General features: G+C 68.0%; 17 protein-coding genes and 1 tRNA gene. 7 read left to right on the forward strand and 11 right to left on the reverse strand.

All coding sequences use genetic code 11. The features are described 5' to 3' along the window. The first annotated feature begins 204 nt into the window (after positions 1-204). Both ACM2ZB_RS06955 and ACM2ZB_RS06960 read left to right on the forward strand, forming a co-directional pair. Complete coding sequence (locus ACM2ZB_RS06955) at positions 205-1,548, forward strand: hemolysin family protein (protein ID WP_416057948.1); 1,344 nt, start codon at positions 205-207, stop codon at positions 1,546-1,548. Continuing rightward, positions 1,532-2,233, forward strand: a complete 702-nt coding sequence (locus tag ACM2ZB_RS06960) for an exopolysaccharide biosynthesis protein (RefSeq protein ID WP_416057949.1) — start codon at positions 1,532-1,534, stop codon at positions 2,231-2,233. Before ACM2ZB_RS06955 ends, ACM2ZB_RS06960 begins: the two co-directional genes overlap by 17 nt. 209 nt (positions 2,234-2,442) lie before the next feature. Here the strand turns inward: ACM2ZB_RS06960 and ACM2ZB_RS06965 are convergent, their stop codons facing one another. From ACM2ZB_RS06965 to ACM2ZB_RS06980, 4 genes are all read right to left on the reverse strand, one after another. After that, entirely contained in the window at positions 2,443-2,940 is a 498-nt protein-coding gene (locus ACM2ZB_RS06965; protein ID WP_313441898.1) for a pyridoxamine 5'-phosphate oxidase family protein, read from the reverse strand. A 69-nt stretch (positions 2,941-3,009) separates the two neighbouring features. Continuing rightward, positions 3,010-4,005, reverse strand: coding sequence for an LLM class flavin-dependent oxidoreductase (locus ACM2ZB_RS06970; protein ID WP_416057950.1), 996 nt, complete (start codon positions 4,003-4,005; stop codon positions 3,010-3,012). A 196-nt stretch (positions 4,006-4,201) separates the two neighbouring features. Beyond that, the gene (locus ACM2ZB_RS06975; RefSeq protein ID WP_416057951.1) at positions 4,202-4,969 is read right to left on the reverse strand and encodes a sulfurtransferase; all 768 of its coding nucleotides are present in this window, start codon (positions 4,967-4,969) and stop codon (positions 4,202-4,204) included. Positions 4,970-5,258: 289 nt separating this feature from the next. Continuing rightward, positions 5,259-5,624, reverse strand: a complete 366-nt coding sequence (locus ACM2ZB_RS06980; RefSeq protein WP_313441893.1) for a DUF6164 family protein — start codon at positions 5,622-5,624, stop codon at positions 5,259-5,261. 70 nt (positions 5,625-5,694) lie between these two features. On the opposite strand from ACM2ZB_RS06980, the gene ACM2ZB_RS06985 reads away from it, so the two are divergent. Both ACM2ZB_RS06985 and ACM2ZB_RS06990 read left to right on the forward strand, forming a co-directional pair. Next, entirely contained in the window at positions 5,695-6,129 is a 435-nt protein-coding gene (locus ACM2ZB_RS06985) for an FKBP-type peptidyl-prolyl cis-trans isomerase (protein WP_416057952.1), read from the forward strand. Beyond that, entirely contained in the window at positions 6,116-7,363 is a 1,248-nt protein-coding gene (locus ACM2ZB_RS06990) for a TIGR03862 family flavoprotein (RefSeq protein ID WP_416057953.1), read from the forward strand. The genes ACM2ZB_RS06985 and ACM2ZB_RS06990 overlap by 14 nt, the downstream gene beginning before the upstream one ends. A 74-nt stretch (positions 7,364-7,437) precedes the next feature. Here the strand turns inward: ACM2ZB_RS06990 and ACM2ZB_RS06995 are convergent, their stop codons facing one another. The 5 genes from ACM2ZB_RS06995 to ACM2ZB_RS07015 all read right to left on the reverse strand — a co-directional run bounded on the left by ACM2ZB_RS06995 (position 7,438) and on the right by ACM2ZB_RS07015 (position 12,565). Next, positions 7,438-7,899, reverse strand: coding sequence for a GNAT family N-acetyltransferase (locus ACM2ZB_RS06995; protein ID WP_416057954.1), 462 nt, complete (start codon positions 7,897-7,899; stop codon positions 7,438-7,440). 84 nt (positions 7,900-7,983) lie between these two features. Beyond that, a complete protein-coding gene (locus ACM2ZB_RS07000) occupies positions 7,984-9,606 on the reverse strand; it encodes an FMN-binding glutamate synthase family protein (RefSeq protein ID WP_416057955.1) in 1,623 nt (540 codons plus the stop codon). A 45-nt stretch (positions 9,607-9,651) separates the two neighbouring features. Beyond that, positions 9,652-10,938 carry a nucleotide sugar dehydrogenase gene (locus tag ACM2ZB_RS07005; RefSeq protein ID WP_416057956.1) on the reverse strand — a complete coding sequence of 429 codons (1,287 nt, stop codon included), beginning with the start codon at positions 10,936-10,938 and terminating at the stop codon, positions 9,652-9,654. A gap of 126 nt (positions 10,939-11,064) precedes the next feature. Beyond that, positions 11,065-11,517 (reverse strand): BLUF domain-containing protein, encoded by a 453-nt coding sequence (locus ACM2ZB_RS07010; protein ID WP_416057957.1) that lies wholly within the window; start codon positions 11,515-11,517, stop codon positions 11,065-11,067. A 58-nt stretch (positions 11,518-11,575) separates the two neighbouring features. Further along, complete coding sequence (locus ACM2ZB_RS07015; protein WP_416057958.1) at positions 11,576-12,565, reverse strand: TraB/GumN family protein; 990 nt, start codon at positions 12,563-12,565, stop codon at positions 11,576-11,578. A gap of 148 nt (positions 12,566-12,713) precedes the next feature. On the opposite strand from ACM2ZB_RS07015, the gene ACM2ZB_RS07020 reads away from it, so the two are divergent. The 3 genes from ACM2ZB_RS07020 (at position 12,714) to ACM2ZB_RS07030 (ending at position 14,545) form a co-directional block, all read left to right on the forward strand. Next, positions 12,714-12,800: transfer RNA gene (locus tag ACM2ZB_RS07020), tRNA-Leu, on the forward strand. A 21-nt stretch (positions 12,801-12,821) separates the two neighbouring features. After that, the gene (locus ACM2ZB_RS07025; protein WP_416057959.1) at positions 12,822-13,949 is read left to right on the forward strand and encodes a DUF1176 domain-containing protein; all 1,128 of its coding nucleotides are present in this window, start codon (positions 12,822-12,824) and stop codon (positions 13,947-13,949) included. Between the two features lie 116 nt (positions 13,950-14,065). Continuing rightward, entirely contained in the window at positions 14,066-14,545 is a 480-nt protein-coding gene (locus tag ACM2ZB_RS07030) for a hypothetical protein (RefSeq protein ID WP_416057960.1), read from the forward strand. A gap of 9 nt (positions 14,546-14,554) precedes the next feature. On the opposite strand, the gene hemN is transcribed toward ACM2ZB_RS07030, so the two are convergent. Together hemN and ACM2ZB_RS07040 are read right to left on the reverse strand one after the other, a co-directional pair. Beyond that, complete coding sequence (gene hemN, locus ACM2ZB_RS07035; RefSeq protein WP_416057961.1) at positions 14,555-15,964, reverse strand: oxygen-independent coproporphyrinogen III oxidase; 1,410 nt, start codon at positions 15,962-15,964, stop codon at positions 14,555-14,557. 44 nt (positions 15,965-16,008) lie between these two features. Then, a complete protein-coding gene (locus tag ACM2ZB_RS07040) occupies positions 16,009-16,449 on the reverse strand; it encodes a group III truncated hemoglobin (protein ID WP_313441873.1) in 441 nt (146 codons plus the stop codon). Positions 16,450-16,617: the final 168 nt, after the last annotated feature.

A 16,617-nucleotide genomic window follows, 5' to 3' on the forward strand; every position in this document is an offset into this window, starting at 1 on the left:
GCCCCCATCCGGGGGTGGAAAGACCCCAACCTGAACAGGCAGTTGCCACCCCGCCATGGGCCTTTGCTAAGATGCCAGCGCGCCCTCGGGCGCACCTTATGGACGACGACCCTTACCCCCCTGCGCCGCGCCGGACCCTGTTCCTGAGCGCCTGCCGCCATTGCAAGCACCCGCCCTCCCTGCCACCAACCGGGGACGACGCCCGTGTTTGAGATCCTGATAGTCCTGGCCTTGATCGTGTTCAACGGCTTCTTCGCCATGTCCGAGATGTCGGTCATGACCTCGCGCAAGAGCCGCCTGAAGCAGATGGCCAGCACCTCCAAGCGCGCGGCCAAGGCGCTTGAGCTGTCCGAGAAGCCTGAGAATTTCCTGTCCACCGTCCAGATCGGCATCACCCTGGGCGGCATCCTCACCGGCGTGTACGGCGGTGAGGCCATCGGTAACAGCATCGCCCACCACCTGCAGGTGATGTTCCCGTCGCTGGCCGACACCATCACCCTGTTCGGCGATCCGCAGCCGCTGTCGAACCTGATCGGCAAGACGCTGGCCGTGGCCCTGATCACCTTCCTGACGCTGATCTTCGGTGAGCTGGTGCCCAAGCGCCTGGCCATCACCCGTTCGGAAGACATTGCCGGCATGGTCGCCCTGCCGATGGGCTGGCTGGCCCGCATCGCCTTCCCGGCGGTCTGGCTGCTGTCCCACTCCACCCGCCTGGTGCTGCGCCTGCTGGGCCTGGGCAAGGACGAGGCCGCCTCGGTGACCGAAGAAGAGATCCGCATGCTGGTGGCCGAAAGCCACGAAGCCGGCGTGATCGACACCCATGAGCGCGACATGATGAACCGCGTCATGCGCCTGGGTGACCGTACCGCCGACAGCCTGATGACCCCGCGCAACCGCATCGCCTGGCTCGATACCCAGGCCGGGCTGGAGCGCAACCTGGAAATCATGGCCGAGCACGAGTTCTCCCGTTACCCGGTCTACCGCGACAACGACATGGACGTGGTCGGCGTGCTGGAACTGAAATCGCTGGCCACGCGCATGGCGCGCGGCGACAACGCCCTGTTCCAGACCCTGCGCGAGCCGCTGTACGTTTCCGAATCGACCCATGCGATGAAGCTGCTGGAGATCTTCCGCGAGGAACAGCAGTCGATGGCGCTGGTGGTGGACGAATACGGCGAAATCCAGGGCCTGGTGACCATCAGCGACCTGATGGGCGCGGTGGTCGGCCGCCTGCAGGCGGTGGAGAACGCCGACGAGGATGCGCTGGTGGTGACCCGCGAAGACGGCTCGCTGCTGGTGGATGGCTCGCTGCCGATCGAGGACGTGCGCGAACTGATCGGCAGCAACGAGCTGCCCGATGCCGAGGACGGCGATTACTACACGCTGGCCGGCATGTGCATCCACTACTTCGGCCGCATCCCGCATGCGGGCGAATACTTCGACTGGGCCGGCTGGCGCTTCGAAGTGGTCGACCTGGACGGCGCGCGCGTGGACAAGCTGCTGCTGCGCACCCTGTCCGACGAGCAGGCCGATGAGCTCACCGCCTGATCCTGTGCAGGATGGTCCGAGCCAGAAGGATTCCCGGCAGGAACCAGCGCAGGGATCGGGCGGGGAACGCCCGACCTATCGCAACGAGGGCATCCGCACCCTGCTGGCGATGTTCGAATTCGGTGATCCGGGCCAGCAGATGACGCTGGGGCGGATCCTGCAGGATCTGCAGCAGAGCGCTTTCGGCGTGTTCCTGTTCGTGGCCATCCTGCCGTCGTTCATTCCGATTCCGGGCATGGGCGGCGCGGTCAGCGGCCCGCTGGTGGTGCTGATCGGGCTGCAGATGCTGTTCTGCATGCGCAAGCCCTGGCTGCCGGGTTTCATCGCCCGCCGCGGGCCCAGACGCGGCACCATGCACCGCTTCCTCGACCGCATCGATGGCGCTCTGCGGCGCCTGGACCGCATGCTCAAGCCGCGCCTGCCGCAGTTCCTGGCACCGGCACCGGCACACGCCTTCACCGGCCTGCTGCTGGTGCTGCTGGGCATCCTGCTGTCGCTGCCGATCCCCTTCACCAACTACCTGTTCGGCTTCCAGCTGCTGCTGTTCGCATTGGCGCTGCTGGAGCGCGATGGCGCGCTGATGCTGTTCAACTGGGTGGCCGGGGTGGTGGCGATCGCCTTCTTCGGCTTCAGTTCCGGGCAGTTGGTGGGCTACACGGTGGAATTGTTCCAGCGCTGGTTCTGAGTGCCGGCCGCTGCGCTCGCCGGGCATGGCCCGGCGCTACCTTCCACACGGCATGATCATCCACGCATGGCGTGGATCTACTGGATCGCGGGCGCGACATGGACCCATGCGGAAATCGCGCGGGCGGCGTGGACCAATGCGTAAGCAGTAGATCCACGCCATGCGGGGATGAAGCAGCGGTAGCGCCTGGCCATGCCCGGCGGAATTGCTCACCGCAGGTCGATGAAGCCGTTGTCGGCCAACTGGCCCGGGTCGTCCTGCACCGCCGACAACACGAAGGTCAGCGCCTTGCCCAGCAGCGTGCCGGGGCCATCCCAGTATTCGGCCGAATCGGCGCGCACGTGGATCAGCCGCAGGTTCGGATCGTCCTTGCCACCGGGGAAGAACAGCTTCATCGGCGGCGACCACAGTTCCTCGATCTTGGCCCGGTCATCAACAATGCGGGCACGCCCGGCCACCGACACATAGGTGTTCTTCGATGACGAGGCATAGGCCACGTTCACCCGCGGGTTGAGCGCGATCTCGGCCACCTTCGGGCTGTCGGCGGCGGTGGCGAACCAGAGGTCACCGTCGAAGGCGACCTGCTGGGTGCCCAGCGGGCGGCTGTACAGGCGCCCATCGACGCCGACGGTGGTGAACATCGCCACCTCCACGTCCTTGATCAGCTCGGCCAGCTGGGCGATGTGTTCTGCTCGGTTGTCGGCCATGGTGGGGGCTCCTTGTGGTTGAGCCCCCATCAGACCCGGCGCGGCTGCAATGCGCCGTGACGCAGATGTTCAGCCCGCGTGGCGGGCGTGCCAGGCCTGCATGGTCAGCTCGAACGAGCGCAGGCGCGCGCGGTGGTCATACAGGTTGGCGGTGAGCATCAGCTCGTCAGGCCTGTGGCGTTCGACGAAGGCAGCGATACCCTCGGCCACCTGCTGCGGATCACCCAGCACGGTGCAGGCCAGGGCGCGCTCCACGCCCAGTTTTTCATGGGGTTCCCAGAAGCCCTCGATGTCGTCGATCGGCGCGGGAATCCTGCCCGGGCGGCCACGGCGCAGGTTGACGAAGCTCTGCTGCTGGCTGGTGAACAGCCGGCGCGATTCGGCTTCGCTGTCGCTGGCAACGACGTTCAGCGCCAGCATCGCGTGCGGCTGCTTCAACGTGGCCGAGGGGCGGAATTCGCGGCGGTAGACCGCCAGCGCTTCGTCCATCGAATCGGGCGCGAAGTGTGAGGCGAAGGCATACGGCAGGCCCATCGAGGCCGCCATGCGCGCCCCGAACAGGCTGGAACCCAGGATCCAGGTCGGCACCCGCAGGCCGCCGCCGGGCACCGCCTGCACGGCCTGGCCGGGCTGTACCGGCTCGAAGTAGTGCAGCAGCTCGCGCACGTCCTGCGGGAACTGATCGGCGCTGTCGAAGTAGCGGCGCAGCGCGCGCGCGGTGGGCTGGTCGGTGCCCGGTGCGCGGCCCAGGCCAAGGTCGATGCGGTCCGGGTACAGCGACGCCAGCGTGCCGAACTGCTCGGCCACCTGCAACGGCGCATGGTTGGGCAGCATGATGCCGCCGGAGCCAACGCGGATGCGCTGGGTGCCGCCGGCCACGTGGCCGATCAGCACGGCGGTGGCCGCGCTGGCGATGCCGGGCATGTTGTGGTGTTCGGCCAGCCAGTAGCGGCGGTAGCCCAGCGCATCGGCGTGCTGGGCCAGTTCCAGCATGTTGGCGAAGGCGGCGGTGGTATCGCTGCCCTCGCAGACCGGGGCCAGGTCGAGGATCGACAACGGGATCATCAGGGGGTTTCCGTCACGGGATTCCCCTTGCATGGGGTCGGCACGGCGCCACGGCCAGTGACGGTGGCGGGATGCTGATTCCTGCCGGGTGGTGTAGAGCCGGGCCCATGCTGGGCTGCTGTGGGCCGGCGAGAGGCAGCCGAGCGTGGGCTCGGCTCTACACGGGCAACGGAAGGCGGCCCAGGCCGAAGCGTGGTCAGAACGCGCTGGGGCGCGGCGCGGCCAGCGGCTGGTCGACCAACGGCTTCAGTTCGGCATCCAGCGCCACGCGTTCGTCAAACACGAAACAGCGCCCGTCGTAGCCCTCCCCACCCACTTCCTCGAAGTAGCCGAGGATGCCGCCATCGAGCTGCAGCACGTTGTCCATGCCGTCGTTGGCCATCCACAGCGCCGCCTTCTCGCAGCGGATGCCTCCGGTGCAGAAACTGACCACGGTGCTGTCCTTCAAGGCCTCGCGGTGCGGTGCCAGCGCCTCGGGCAGATCGGTGAATTTGTGGATGGGCAGCACCAGCGCGTCCTTGAACGTGCCGTACTCCACTTCCTGCAGGTTGCGCGTATCGAGCATCACCACCGGCTTGCCCGCATCGTCGTGGCCCTGCCGCAGCCAGCGCTGCACGGTGGCCGGATCGATGGCCGGCGCACGCGGGTAATCCAACGGCTGGCCGTCATCGCGGCGGAAACTGATGATCTCGTCCTTCACCTTGGCCTTCAGCCGCGCGAACGGCTGGTGCTCGCTGAAGCTGGTCTTGACCCGCATTTCGGCGAAGCGCGCATCGGTATGCAGGGCCGCATAGAACCCCCTCACGGCCTCCGGCTCCCCCGCCAGGAAGAGATTCAGGCCCTCGCCCGCCACCAGGATGGTTCCGCGCAGCTCCGCGGCCTCGGCGCGCGCCAGCAGCTGGTCGCACAGGACCCGGGGGGCGTCGATGACGGCAAAGTGGTAGGCAGCGGTATTGGCGATCATCCCGCCATTTTAGCGCCTCGCGCCCGAACAGGCAGATTCAGGGGTCAGAGCCCTCTGCGCGGCGGAGGAATCCGACCCCGGCAGATACCCGGAACCTGTCAGAGGCGGGGCGGTGTGGGCAGGCGGGGGCGCAGAGCGCCATGGATGGCGCTCTACGAGGCACGCAGGAGCAGCTTTTGCCGTCCCCCGCCTGCCCACACCGCCCCGCCCTCCCACTGAAGCCCGGCTTTTGACGTTGCCGTTGATCTTGCTTCGGCGGGTGCCGGGTGCAACCCGGCCGGAAAGCCCCTCAGCCCCGCAACAGCACGAACGGCAGCAACACCAGCGCCGCAGCCACCAGCATCCCCAGCAACACCAGCACCACGAACACCGGCCGCCGCCGCAGCAGGCTGCCGAACGTCTCGGCCGTCCCCTCGCGCAACGCCTGCTCACGCTCGGCGCGCACGCGCACCCCACGCGCCGCCTGGTACTCGGCCATCAGCGCCTTCGCCCGTGGCTGGTCAGCATCCTCGCTCAGCCACAGGCCGCCATTGGAAATGCCCCACGGGCTGGGTTCGGTGCGATACCAGGCGATGCCGTGCTGATCCAGCAGGGTGCAGACATCGGCATATTCGTCGTCACCGACGTTGCGGAGATTGAGCAGGAGTTTGGCCATGTCCCCATGATACCCGGCGCCGATGCGCTACCCTTGCCGCCCTCGACACCGCCCATTCCGGAGACGCCTGATGCGCCGCCTGCTGCTTCCCCTGCTGCTGTCCCTTGTCGCCGCCGGCTGTTCCAGCGAACCGTCCGGCCCGCCGCCGGGGGGCACCCTGACCACCTTCGAACGCATCGACACCCAGGTCGGCAACGGCGCTGAAGCCATGCCGGGCCAGAAGGTGACCGTGCACTACACCGGCTGGATCTACGACCAGCGCACCGAAAACAAGCACGGCAAGACCTTCGACAGCTCGGTCGGCCGCGGCGAACCGTTCATCTTCGCGCTGGGCGCCGGCCAGGTCATCCGTGGCTGGGACGAAGGCGTGGCCGGCATGAAGGTGGGCGGCAAGCGCACCCTGATGATTCCGCCCGACTACGGCTACGGCGACCGCGGCATCGGCCCGATCCCGGCCGGTTCTTCGCTGGTGTTCGACGTCGAGCTGCTCGATGTCAAACCGTGATGCCGCAGCACCGCGCCGGGTCGCCGTCATCGGCGGCGGACCGGCCGGCCTGTTCGCTGCCGAGCGCCTGCGCGCGGCCGGACTGGAAGTAGACCTGTACGAGGCCAAGGGTTCGCCCGGCCGCAAGTTCCTGATTGCGGGCAAGGGCGGGCTCAACCTGACCCATTCCGATCCGCGCCCGCTGTTCGACAGCCGTTACCGTGAACAGGCCACGGCGGTCGGCCGCTGGCTGGATGGCTTCGATGCGCAGGCGCTGCGCGACTGGGCCGCCGGCTTCGGCGTGGAAACCTATGTGGGCAGCTCCGGCCGGGTGTTCCCGATCGACCGCAAGGCCGCGCCGCTGCTGCGTGGCTGGGTACGCCGGCTGAAGGAACAGGGCGTGCGCCTGCACGTCAACCACCGCTGGACCGGTTGGAGCGACGACGGCGCACTGTGTTTCGAGACCGAACACGGCACGGTGAACGCACACGCCGATGCCACGGTGCTGGCCCTGGGGGGCGGCAGCTGGCCGCAGCTGGGCAGCGATGGCGCGTGGGTGGCACCGCTGCAGGCGCGCGGCGTGGATACCGCCCCGCTGCAGTCGGCCAACTGCGGCTTCGATATCGATTGGACGCCGTTCTTCGCCCAGCGCAATGCCGGCGCGCCGCTCAAGCCCCTGGTCGCGCACTGGATCGACCTGCAGGGCCAGGCGAAATCGCTGCAGGGCGAATGCGTGGCCAGCGAGTATGGCATTGAGGGCAGCCTGATCTATGCGCTGTCTGCCGACCTGCGCGAGACCATCAACCGTGATGGCCACGCAATGCTGTGGCTGGACCTGGTGCCGGGCCGCGATGAAGCACGCCTGCTGGCTGACCTGTCGCGCCCGCGCAAGGGCCGCAGCTTCGGCGAGCACCTGCGTCGCCAGGCGGGGCTGGACGCAGTGAAGGCCGCGCTGGTGTTCGAGACGCTGGGCAAGGACGCGGGCAATGATCCTGCTGCGGTGGCCGCCACGCTCAAGCGCCTGCCGCTGCGCCTGCTGCGGCCGCGGCCGATGGCCGAGGTGATCAGCACAGCTGGCGGCGTGCGTCTGCAGGCGCTGGACGCTGGCCTGATGCTGCACGATCTACCGGGCGTGTTCTGCGCCGGCGAAATGCTGGACTGGGAAGCGCCGACCGGGGGGTATCTGCTGACCGCGTGCTACGCGAGTGGATTGCGGGCGGCCGAGGGCGTGATCGGGTGGCTGGCCGCGCGCTGACCCCGGTTTTGTAGAGTCGAGCCATGCTCGACTGCATTGGCCACAAAAGCAAAGCAGTCGAGCATGGCTCGACTCTACAGGATGCGGTGCATCCGCACCGAGGCCAGGGCCACGCCGCTGGGATGCGGGTAGGCTTCCTCCGCCCCGGCGATGAAGCCCTGCCGCTGGTAGAACGGAACGGCATTGAGCGAGGCCGACAGCACGACCTCGCGCGCCGGATCGGCCATCGCCAGCAGCCGCTGCATCAGCGCCTGGCCGATACCCTGCCCGCTGCGGTCCGGATCGACGAACAGGGCGTCCACTTCATTGCCTTCGGTGTCGAACACGCCGAAACCCAGCAGGGTGCCCTGCGCGTCTTCGGCCACCACGCAACCGCCCTGCCCCAGCAACCGCTGGTACTGCGCAGGCGGCGGCGACGCCGACCACGGGGCAATCACCTCGGGCGGATAGTGGCTGCTACAGGTCTCGCGCACGCAACGCGTGCGCAGCGCCCACAGGGTGGCCACATCATCGAAGCTGCCTTTCCTGAACTGCATGATGCCTCCCCGTAGAGTCGAGCTTGCTCGACTGCTCTTGGTGATCAAAAAGCAGTCGAGCATGGCTCGACTCCACAACACCGGTTACCGCGACTTGCTGGCGCGCAATGCCTGGATGCGCGGCGGCGGCTGGAACGAATCGCTGCGCGCATCGGCCCAGAACGAATGGAATACCGCGTGATCGGGCACCTTGTGCAGCAGCTCGCCCGGCTCCAGATACCGGTACAGCGAGGCCAGCGAACGGATTTCCACAGGCGAAACGCGACGCAGGATGTGCTCCGGCCCCAGCTCCGCCGGGTCGTTCAGACCGGCCGCGCACAGCAGCTCCTTCAGCGCATGCAGCGTGTGCTCGTGATAGCTGTGCACGCGGGTCGCCTTGTCCGGCGCATCCAGGTGCTTCCAGCGCGCCGGGTTCTGGGTAGCGATGCCGGTCGGGCACTTGTCGGTATGGCAGCTGAGCGACTGGATGCAGCCCAGCGCGAACATGAAGCCACGGCCGGCGTTGCACCAGTCCGCGCCAAGGGCAATCGTGCGGGCGATCTCGAAGGCACTGGTGATCTTGCCGGCCGCGCCGATGCGGATGCGTTCGCGCAGGTCCAGGCCGACCAGGGTGTTGTGCACCAGCAGCAGCGCTTCGTGCATCGGCACGCCCACGTGGTCGACGAATTCGGCCGGTGCCGCGCCGGTACCGCCTTCGGCACCATCGACCACGATGAAATCGGGCAGCAGGCCGGTTTCGTGCATGGCCTTGGCGATGCCGAACCATTCCCAGGGATGGCCGATGGCCAGCTTGAAGCCCACCGGCTTGCCACCGGACAGCTCGCGCAGGCGGGCCACGAACTGCAGCAGTTCCACCGGCGTGGAGAACGCCGAATGGCGGGACGGCGACACACAGTCCACGCCCATCGGCACGCCGCGCGTGGCGGATATTTCGGCCGTCACCTTCGGTGCCGGCAGCACGCCGCCGTGGCCGGGTTTTGCGCCCTGCGACAGCTTGATCTCGATCATCCTGACCTGGTCGTGGGTGGCATTGGCGACGAAACGTTCTTCGCTGAAACCGCCCTTCTCATCGCGGCAGCCGAAATACCCCGAACCGATTTCCCACACCAGGTCCCCACCCATTTCGCGGTGGTAGGGCGAGATCGAGCCTTCGCCGGTGTCGTGGTAGAAGCCACCGCGTCGCGCGCCGTCGTTCAACGCCCGGATCGCATTGGCCGACAGCGAGCCGAAGCTCATCGCCGAGATGTTGAACACGCTGGCCGAATAGGGCTTGGCGCAGGTGGGGCCGATCAGCACACGGAAATCGTGGGCACCGATGGTGGTCGGTGCCAGCGAATGGTTGATCCACTCGTAGTCCAGCGCGTAGGTGCTGCGCAGGGTGCCGAAGGGCACGGTGTCCATTTCATTCTTGGAGCGCTGGTAGATCAGTGCACGCTGCTGGCGCGAGAACGGCACGTCCTCCAGGTCGCTCTGCACGAAGTACTGGCGGATTTCCGGGCCAATGGACTCCAGGCCATAGCGGAAGTGCGCCATCACCGGGTAATTGCGGCGCAGGGTGCTGCGCTTCTGCAGCAGGTCCCACGTGCCCAATACCACCATGGCGGCCGTCAGGCCGACGCCCCAGTACCAGGCCGGCCAGATCGTGGCCAGCCACAGGCACAGCGGAAACAGCAGGATGGCGAGCAGGTAGACGATATACCGGTGCATGGCGTTCCTCGGTTGCAACTGCCCCCGAGTTTACCGCGCAGCGGTCTACAACCGGTCGTCAACCACGCCGCGCGGCCAGGCGGACTTCACGTCGTAGACCAGCCCCCCCGGGGCCAGCAGGCCACGGATCTGCGCCTCGCCCAGCGCCCTGAAGCTGGCATGGGCCACGGCCAGCACCACCGCGTCGTACTGCCCTGCCAGCGGTTCGGCTACCCACTGCACACCGGCATCGGCCAGCGCGGCCGGCCCCACCCAGGGGTCACTCACCTGTACCTGCGCGCCGCTGGCCTGCAGCCGCTGCGCAAGTTCCAGCGCGCGGCTGTTGCGCAGGTCCGGGCAGTCTTCCTTGAACGTCACCCCCAGCACCAGGATGCGCGACAGCGCCGGGGCCCGCCCGCGCTCGGCCAGCATCGCCAGTACCCGCGCGGCGACATGTTCGCCGACACGGTTGTTGACCTGCCGCGCGGTGTGGATCAGGTCCGGGTGGTAGCCCACGCTCTCGGATTTGTGCAGCAGGTAGTACGGATCCACGCCGATGCAGTGGCCACCGACCAGGCCCGGCCGGAACGGCAGGAAGTTCCACTTGCTGCCGGCGGCATCGAGCACGTCCTGGGTATCGATGCCGAGCCGGTCGAAGATCAGCGCCAGCTCGTTGACCAAGGCGATGTTGACGTCGCGCTGGATGTTCTCCACCACCTTGGCCGCTTCGGCCACGCGCATGGATGGCGCCGGGAAGGTACCGGCGGCGATGATGCGCTGGTACAGGCCATCGACCACCGCAGCCACGGCCGGCGTTGAACCGGAGGTGATCTTGCGGATGTCGGCCAGGCGCCGCTGGCGGTCACCGGGGCTGACCCGTTCCGGGCTGTAGCCGCAGTAGAAATCCTCGTTGAAGCGCAGCCCCGAGCCCTGCTCCAGCAGCGGCACGCAGACCTCTTCGGTGGTGCCGGGGTATACCGTGGATTCGTAGATGACCAGATCGCCGGCACGCAGGTGGCTGGCCACGCGCCGGGTGGCCGAGCGCAGCGGTTCCAGGTCGGGCTGTTCGTAGGCATCGATCGGCGTAGGCACGGTCACGATGTAGACGTTGCAGGCATCGAGCAGCGCAGGGTCGCTGCTGTAGCGCAGCTGTGTCGCGGTGGACAGTTCCTCCGGCTCCATTTCCAGGGTGTGGTCCTGGCCGCCGTCCAGTTCGGCGATGCGCGCTGCGTCGATGTCGAAGCCCAACGTCGGCAGGTGCCGCCCGAAGGCCACCGCCAGCGGCAGGCCTACATAGCCCAGCCCCAGCACCGCCGGCAGCGGCCGCGTGGCGGCAGCGATGGGCGCACTCATGGGCCGCGCCTGCAGGGGCGACGCGCCGCAGGCATCGACGGGGTCCACGCGGTCATCCGGGCATCCGATTGCAGGCAAACATGCCGACAAGGTTAACCGCCCCGGCGGCGGCAGGTCACGCCCGGGTCAGGAGCCGAGGCTGACCGCTGCCGGTTCAAGCTCCCCATGGCCACCGGTCCAGGCGCGCAGCAGCAGTGCGAAGCCATGGCCGGGCCACTGCGGGTCGTCGCCGAAGCCATGCCAGGGCGCGGCCACGATGCTGGCCAGCGCGCCCGGTTCGATCATGCGGTTGGCCATGGTCCAGCGCGGGAACCAGCGCGTCTGCAGATCGCCTGCGGCCAGTTCGGTGATGCTGCCGTGGCGGCGTGCATTGAGGATGCGCGCATGCACCGATGCCACGCCATCGCGCGGGCCCTCGATGTACTGCAGGAAACGGCTGCCATCGAACATCAGCACGCCGGTCACGCCTGCCATGCGGTTGAACGTCGTCGCGTCGGCCAGCAGCGCATCGAGGTCGGGCACCTCCAGTCCCTCGCTGGCCGTGCTGACATAGGCAAACGCATGCAACGCCATATCCATCGCTCCCCTCCCCTGTACAGGCAAATATGACAGGAAGCGCGGGGACTTCAAGCGTTGGCTATTCCGGCGGCGCTTCGATCTGGTAACCGCGCTGCGCCAATGCATCCAGATAGCCCTCGCCCAGCAACAGGCTGACCGGCACCGTGGCGAAGGTGCCGGCATGCCTGGACAGGGCGGCATCGGCGCCCTGCAGCCAGCGCGCGCGCACCTGCTGTGGCAGGTTGTTCCAGCCGCGGCGGCGCACGAAGTCCGAGTCCTCGAACATTTCCCGGCAGGTCTGCGCCATGCTCGACGTCGACAGCCGCCGCAGTGCGGCGATGTCACCCAGCGCCCAGGCATTGGCGCGTTCGCGCAGCACCGGCGCCTGGAATTCCACCGCATCCAGCGTGCGTTCGAAGCAGGCGCGATCATCGACCTCGGTCGCCTGCAGTTCCTTCAGGGTGCCGCGCAGATCGTCCACTTTCAGCTTGACCTGCACGTCTTCCGGTTCCAGGCCACGCGCCTTGTAGGCACGCTTGAGCGCTTCCTTCACCGGCTTGTTCTCGCGCAGGCCGTTTTCCTTCAGGAAGGCCTGGTACAGGCGCCCGGACGCCACCAGCGGGCGGTCTTTTTCCACGCCGCGATCATTGCCCAGGTAGGTCTTCTTCAGCGCCAGCCAGCGCGTATAGGTCGGTGCCGGCAGCGTCTGGTCCAGCGTGCGCCCCTGCGGATCGCGCGCGGTCTTCATCGCCAGCGGCAGCAGGGTGAGGCCCTTGAAGAAGCCGATCTTCGCGTCCAACCCGAAGCCCGGATCACCCAGCACGTGGTCCACGCCGGCGATGGTGCGCTCGACCTCGTCCGAACGCCAGTCCACGCGCGCCGGCAGGGGCGAGACCGTACCCAGGATCCACAGCACGTGGCCCTGCGGCCCGGTCACCTTCCACAGGCCGGGACCGGGCTGTTCGCCGGAGACCTGCACCGTGGCCATGTCCACCACCGGTGCCGAGGGCGGCGACGCCGGCTGCGCGGCCACCGGGCCGAACGCCGGAAGCAGCGCCATCAGGGCCATCGACCGCATCCACTGCCTGCCACGTCCGTGCATGTCGCCATTCCCGGGAGAGTTGGCGGACTGTACCCAGCAGCGCGCGCCGCCGCGTAAAGGCGGCGTTAGCCGGCGGCGATGGCGATGATTCCGCTACAATCTGCCCGCGCTGCAGGCCCGGATGGCGAAACTGGTAGACGCATCGGACTTAAAATCCGCCGGGGGCAACCCCATGCCGGTTCGATTCCGGCTCCGGGCACCATCCTGTCAAGGAATGACCACCATGCAAGGCCTCCGCTCCGTACTGGCCCTCTTGCCGGCGACCCTCGCCATGACCGCCAGTGCGGCCGCCCCGCTGCAGCAGGGATACGGCGACTGGCAGCTGAACTGCGACAACCGCAACGACTGCGTTGCCATCGGGCGTGCCGTCGGCTACGCCGGGCAGATCCGCATCCTGCGCGATGCCGGCATCGGCAGCCCACCTACCCTGGAACTGTTCGCGCCCGGTGTGATCCAGCCACGCTGGAAGGTTGACGGCGCGTCGCCTGCCTTCAGCGACAGTGCGCAGTCGCCCGAGCCCCATCTGCTGCGCTGGACCGGGCTGGCACAGGTACGCGCACGCCTGCACAGCCTGCACGATGCCCGCGTGCTGCAGTACGGCCAGGACAGCCAGGCCATCTCCCTTGCCGGGCTGTCCGCCGTGCTCACCGCCTTCGATCAGGCGCAGGGCCGCACCGGCAGCGTCGATGCACTGCTGCCCGGCCGTGCAGCCGCCAGCGCACATCCGCGCGGCCCATTGCCACTGCTGCAGGTCGCAGCGGCCAGCACGCGCACGCTGTCGCCCGTGCAGATCACTTCGTACATCGCCGGCATCCGCCACCAGCAGGCGGCCGTCCTGCAGCAGCGCCAGTGCGACGCCGACGATGACAGTCTGGCCCGCCCGTTCGATCAGGCCTTCGCGCTCGACGCTGACAACGAGCTGGTCTTCATCGGCTGCCAGGCCGGCATGTACAACGCCAACGTGGTGGCCTTCGTGGTGGGCGATGGCCGCACCGCTGACGCCCGGGCGCTGCAGTTCCCCGTTGCCGGAGTACCGCCCATCGAGGATGGTGCCGAGGCATTCGTGCTGGACCGGCTGGGCTGGGCCCGCTTCGACACGAACAGCCAGCGGCTGACGGAAACCACGTTCCATCGCGGCATCGGCGATTGTGGCCATGCCGCCAGCTGGCGCTGGGATGGCCACGCGTTCCAGATCGAGACCGTGCAACTGCAGCCCGACTGCAACGGCGGCGATCCAGGCAATTGGCCGACGCTGTGGCGCACGGCCAGCAGCCCGGACAACGTCGCCCGCCAGTTTGGCCCGCTGCGCGGCGACCCGGCAGGACAGAACACCGACACCGGGTCACCCTGACACCGGCAACCTGTCCTGAACGACCATCGGGCCCGCCACTGGACAGCCGGTCCGGGCCTGCCGGATGCTGCCGCCGTGGTAGGCAGCACTTCCCATGGACGAGTGAGGACACGGCAATGAAGCAGACCCTGATCGCATCGCGGGCCACCCTGGCGGCGCTGCTGGCGCTGGCCACCGTGCCGGCACTGGCGCAGTCGTATTCGGACAGCCGGCGCAACAACGATGGCAGCGTGGACATCCGCAACAGCGATGGCTCATCCACCCGCATCAAGCGCGACCAGTCCAAGCGCCTGATCGCCGAACACAGCGATGGCAGCCGCTCGGTCACCACCACCGATCTCAGTGGGCGCAAGCGCACCACCTACAGTGACGGCAGCTATTCGGACACCACCACCGACCTGAGCGGCCGCATCATCACCCAGTACAGCAACGGCGCGCGCGCAACCAGTACGCGTGACCTGAGTGGCCGCTGGCGCACCGAGTACAGCGACGGCTCCTATTCAACCAGCGTGCGCGACCTGAGCGGCCGCTGGCGCACCACCGCCAGCGGTGGCATGGCCGCCCGGCACCCGGAACGCGGCTTCGGCAAGCGCTGACGAACGCGCTCAGATCGCCCGCGAGTAGCGCGGCTGCTCGTGGGCGGCACGCAGGTAGGGATCAAAGCACATCGCCAGCAGGCGCAGCAGCGGCCGCCCGGGTTCGCTGGCACGCACAACGCCATCGCGGTATTCGGCCAGGCCGTCCTGCTGCAGCCGCTGCACGGCCTGCAGGTCCTGGGCGAAGTAGGCCTCGAAGTCCACGCCGTGGCGCTGGCCCAGGGTGGCGCCATCCACTTCGCCCTGGCACATCAGCTGCTGGATCAGTTCGGCCCGCAGCTGGTCGTCGGTACTGAGCGCGACCCCGCGCCAGACCGGCAGCTGGCCCTGGTCCACCGCCGCTTCCCACGACGGCAGGTCACGCGGGTTCTGGCTGTAGGTGGCCCCGATATGGCTGATGGCACTGACGCCCAGGCCCAGCAGATCGGTGTCGGCGTGCGTGGTGTAGCCCATGAAATTGCGGTGCAGCTGGCCGGCGCGCTGGGCGCGCGAAAGGTCTTCCTCGGGCAGCGCGAAGTGGTCCATGCCGATGTACTGGTAGCCGGCCGCCGACAGCCGCTCCACCGCCAGGCCCAGCAGGGCCAGCTTGTCTTCCGGTGACGGCAGCCGGCTTTCATCGATCTGCCGCTGCGCGCGGAACAGGTGCGGCAGGTGCGCGTAGCCATAGACCGCCAGGCGGTCCGGGCGAAGCGCCAGCACCAGCTCCAGGGTGCGGCCGAAGCCTTCCAGGTTCTGCCCCGGCAGGCCATAGATCAGGTCGACGTTGACCGAGCGCATGCCGCTGTCGCGGCAGGCACGCAGGATATCCAGCGTCTGCCGTACGCCCTGCACGCGGTTGATCGATTCCTGCACGTGCGGATCGAAGTCCTGCACCCCCAGGCTGGCGCGGTTGAAGCCCAGCCGGGCCAGCATGGCCACATCGCCGGTGTCGATGAAGCGTGGATCCAGTTCAATGGAAAAATCGCGTTGCGATGCGTCACTGAAATCGAAGCGGCGGCGCAGCCCTTCCACCAACGCGGTCATCGCCTCGGCATCGAGGAAATTCGGCGTTCCCCCGCCCAGATGCAGCTGGATCACCTCGCGCCCATCCTCGAACTGCGGTGCCAGCAGATCGGCCTCGGCCAGCACGCGCGCCACATAGCTGTGGCCACGGCCGCGGTCGCGGGTGATCACCCGGTTGCAGCCACAGTAGAAGCACGGGCTGGAGCAGAACGGCACGTGCACGTACAGCGACAGCGCGCGTGCGCTCTGGTTGCTGTCGGCGATCGCCTGGCGCAGGGCCGGCGCGTCGAAGCCATCGTGGAAGTGCGGCGCGGTCGGGTAGGAGGTGTAGCGCGGTCCCGGCCGGTCGTGGCGACGCAGCAGATCGGGATCGAAGGTCCAGGCCAGGCCGGCGGCGGCGGGAGAGAACGTGTCCATGGCGCCAGCATCGCGCCGCCCCGCCGGCCCCGCCTTGACCCAGATCAATCCTGGCCGCGAATGCCCAGTACCGGCACGTTCACCTGCGGCCAGCGCAGCATCTGGTAACGGCGCCAGAAGGTGTCGGCGATGCGTTTGGCCACGTCGTCGGCCAGCGCCTGCATGGGCGGGTTGCCGCATTCGGCGGTGGTGATGTGGAACAGCACCAGCCAGCGGTCGAACAGGTCCTTGTCCAGGGCGATGGCCATGTGCTTGGACATGGGCGAGCCACTGAAACGGCGCGTGCCCCGCAGCATCGCCGACCAGAAGTCGACCAGCTGCGCCAGATGCTCCGGCCAGTCATGCACGTGCCCTTCGAACACCGGCCCCAGCCGCTCCTCCTGGCGCACCCGCGCGTAGAAGTCGTGGACCAGCCGGGTGACCTCCTCCTCGCTGCACAGCTCGAGCGAAGCGACAGGAATTTCGGTTGGGGATGGTGCGTTCATCGGTGTACCCAGGGCGAATCGGCAGTGTGCCGCAGGCGGCAGGTGCCGCTGTTGATCCAGATCAATGTCGGTGCGCTCGCGCGCGCCTAGGCTGGCGCGCTTGCAGGACGCATGCCCTGCGGATGCTGCGCCGGCCACGGCGAAGTATACGCGCCGCCTCTTCTTCGA

The organism is Stenotrophomonas maltophilia, assembly GCF_047782825.1.
Taxonomy (GTDB): domain Bacteria; phylum Pseudomonadota; class Gammaproteobacteria; order Xanthomonadales; family Xanthomonadaceae; genus Stenotrophomonas.

Excerpts from the sequence above, each read along its gene's own strand:
- ACM2ZB_RS06960 (WP_416057949.1), top strand. The coding sequence starts at position 1,532 with ATGAGCTCACCGCCTGATCCTGTGCAGGATGGTCCGAGCCAGAAGGAT.
- ACM2ZB_RS06965 (WP_313441898.1), bottom strand. The coding sequence starts at position 2,940 with ATGGCCGACAACCGAGCAGAACACATCGCCCAGCTGGCCGAGCTGATC.
- ACM2ZB_RS06970 (WP_416057950.1), bottom strand. The coding sequence starts at position 4,005 with ATGATCCCGTTGTCGATCCTCGACCTGGCCCCGGTCTGCGAGGGCAGC.
- ACM2ZB_RS06975 (WP_416057951.1), bottom strand. The coding sequence starts at position 4,969 with ATGATCGCCAATACCGCTGCCTACCACTTTGCCGTCATCGACGCCCCC.
- ACM2ZB_RS06980 (WP_313441893.1), bottom strand. The coding sequence starts at position 5,624 with ATGGCCAAACTCCTGCTCAATCTCCGCAACGTCGGTGACGACGAATAT.
- ACM2ZB_RS06985 (WP_416057952.1), top strand. The coding sequence starts at position 5,695 with ATGCGCCGCCTGCTGCTTCCCCTGCTGCTGTCCCTTGTCGCCGCCGGC.
- ACM2ZB_RS06990 (WP_416057953.1), top strand. The coding sequence starts at position 6,116 with ATGTCAAACCGTGATGCCGCAGCACCGCGCCGGGTCGCCGTCATCGGC.
- ACM2ZB_RS06995 (WP_416057954.1), bottom strand. The coding sequence starts at position 7,899 with ATGCAGTTCAGGAAAGGCAGCTTCGATGATGTGGCCACCCTGTGGGCG.
- ACM2ZB_RS07000 (WP_416057955.1), bottom strand. The coding sequence starts at position 9,606 with ATGCACCGGTATATCGTCTACCTGCTCGCCATCCTGCTGTTTCCGCTG.
- ACM2ZB_RS07005 (WP_416057956.1), bottom strand. The coding sequence starts at position 10,938 with ATGAGTGCGCCCATCGCTGCCGCCACGCGGCCGCTGCCGGCGGTGCTG.
- ACM2ZB_RS07010 (WP_416057957.1), bottom strand. The coding sequence starts at position 11,517 with ATGGATATGGCGTTGCATGCGTTTGCCTATGTCAGCACGGCCAGCGAG.
- ACM2ZB_RS07015 (WP_416057958.1), bottom strand. The coding sequence starts at position 12,565 with ATGGCCCTGATGGCGCTGCTTCCGGCGTTCGGCCCGGTGGCCGCGCAG.
- ACM2ZB_RS07025 (WP_416057959.1), top strand. The coding sequence starts at position 12,822 with ATGCAAGGCCTCCGCTCCGTACTGGCCCTCTTGCCGGCGACCCTCGCC.
- ACM2ZB_RS07030 (WP_416057960.1), top strand. The coding sequence starts at position 14,066 with ATGAAGCAGACCCTGATCGCATCGCGGGCCACCCTGGCGGCGCTGCTG.
- hemN (WP_416057961.1), bottom strand. The coding sequence starts at position 15,964 with ATGGACACGTTCTCTCCCGCCGCCGCCGGCCTGGCCTGGACCTTCGAT.
- ACM2ZB_RS07040 (WP_313441873.1), bottom strand. The coding sequence starts at position 16,449 with ATGAACGCACCATCCCCAACCGAAATTCCTGTCGCTTCGCTCGAGCTG.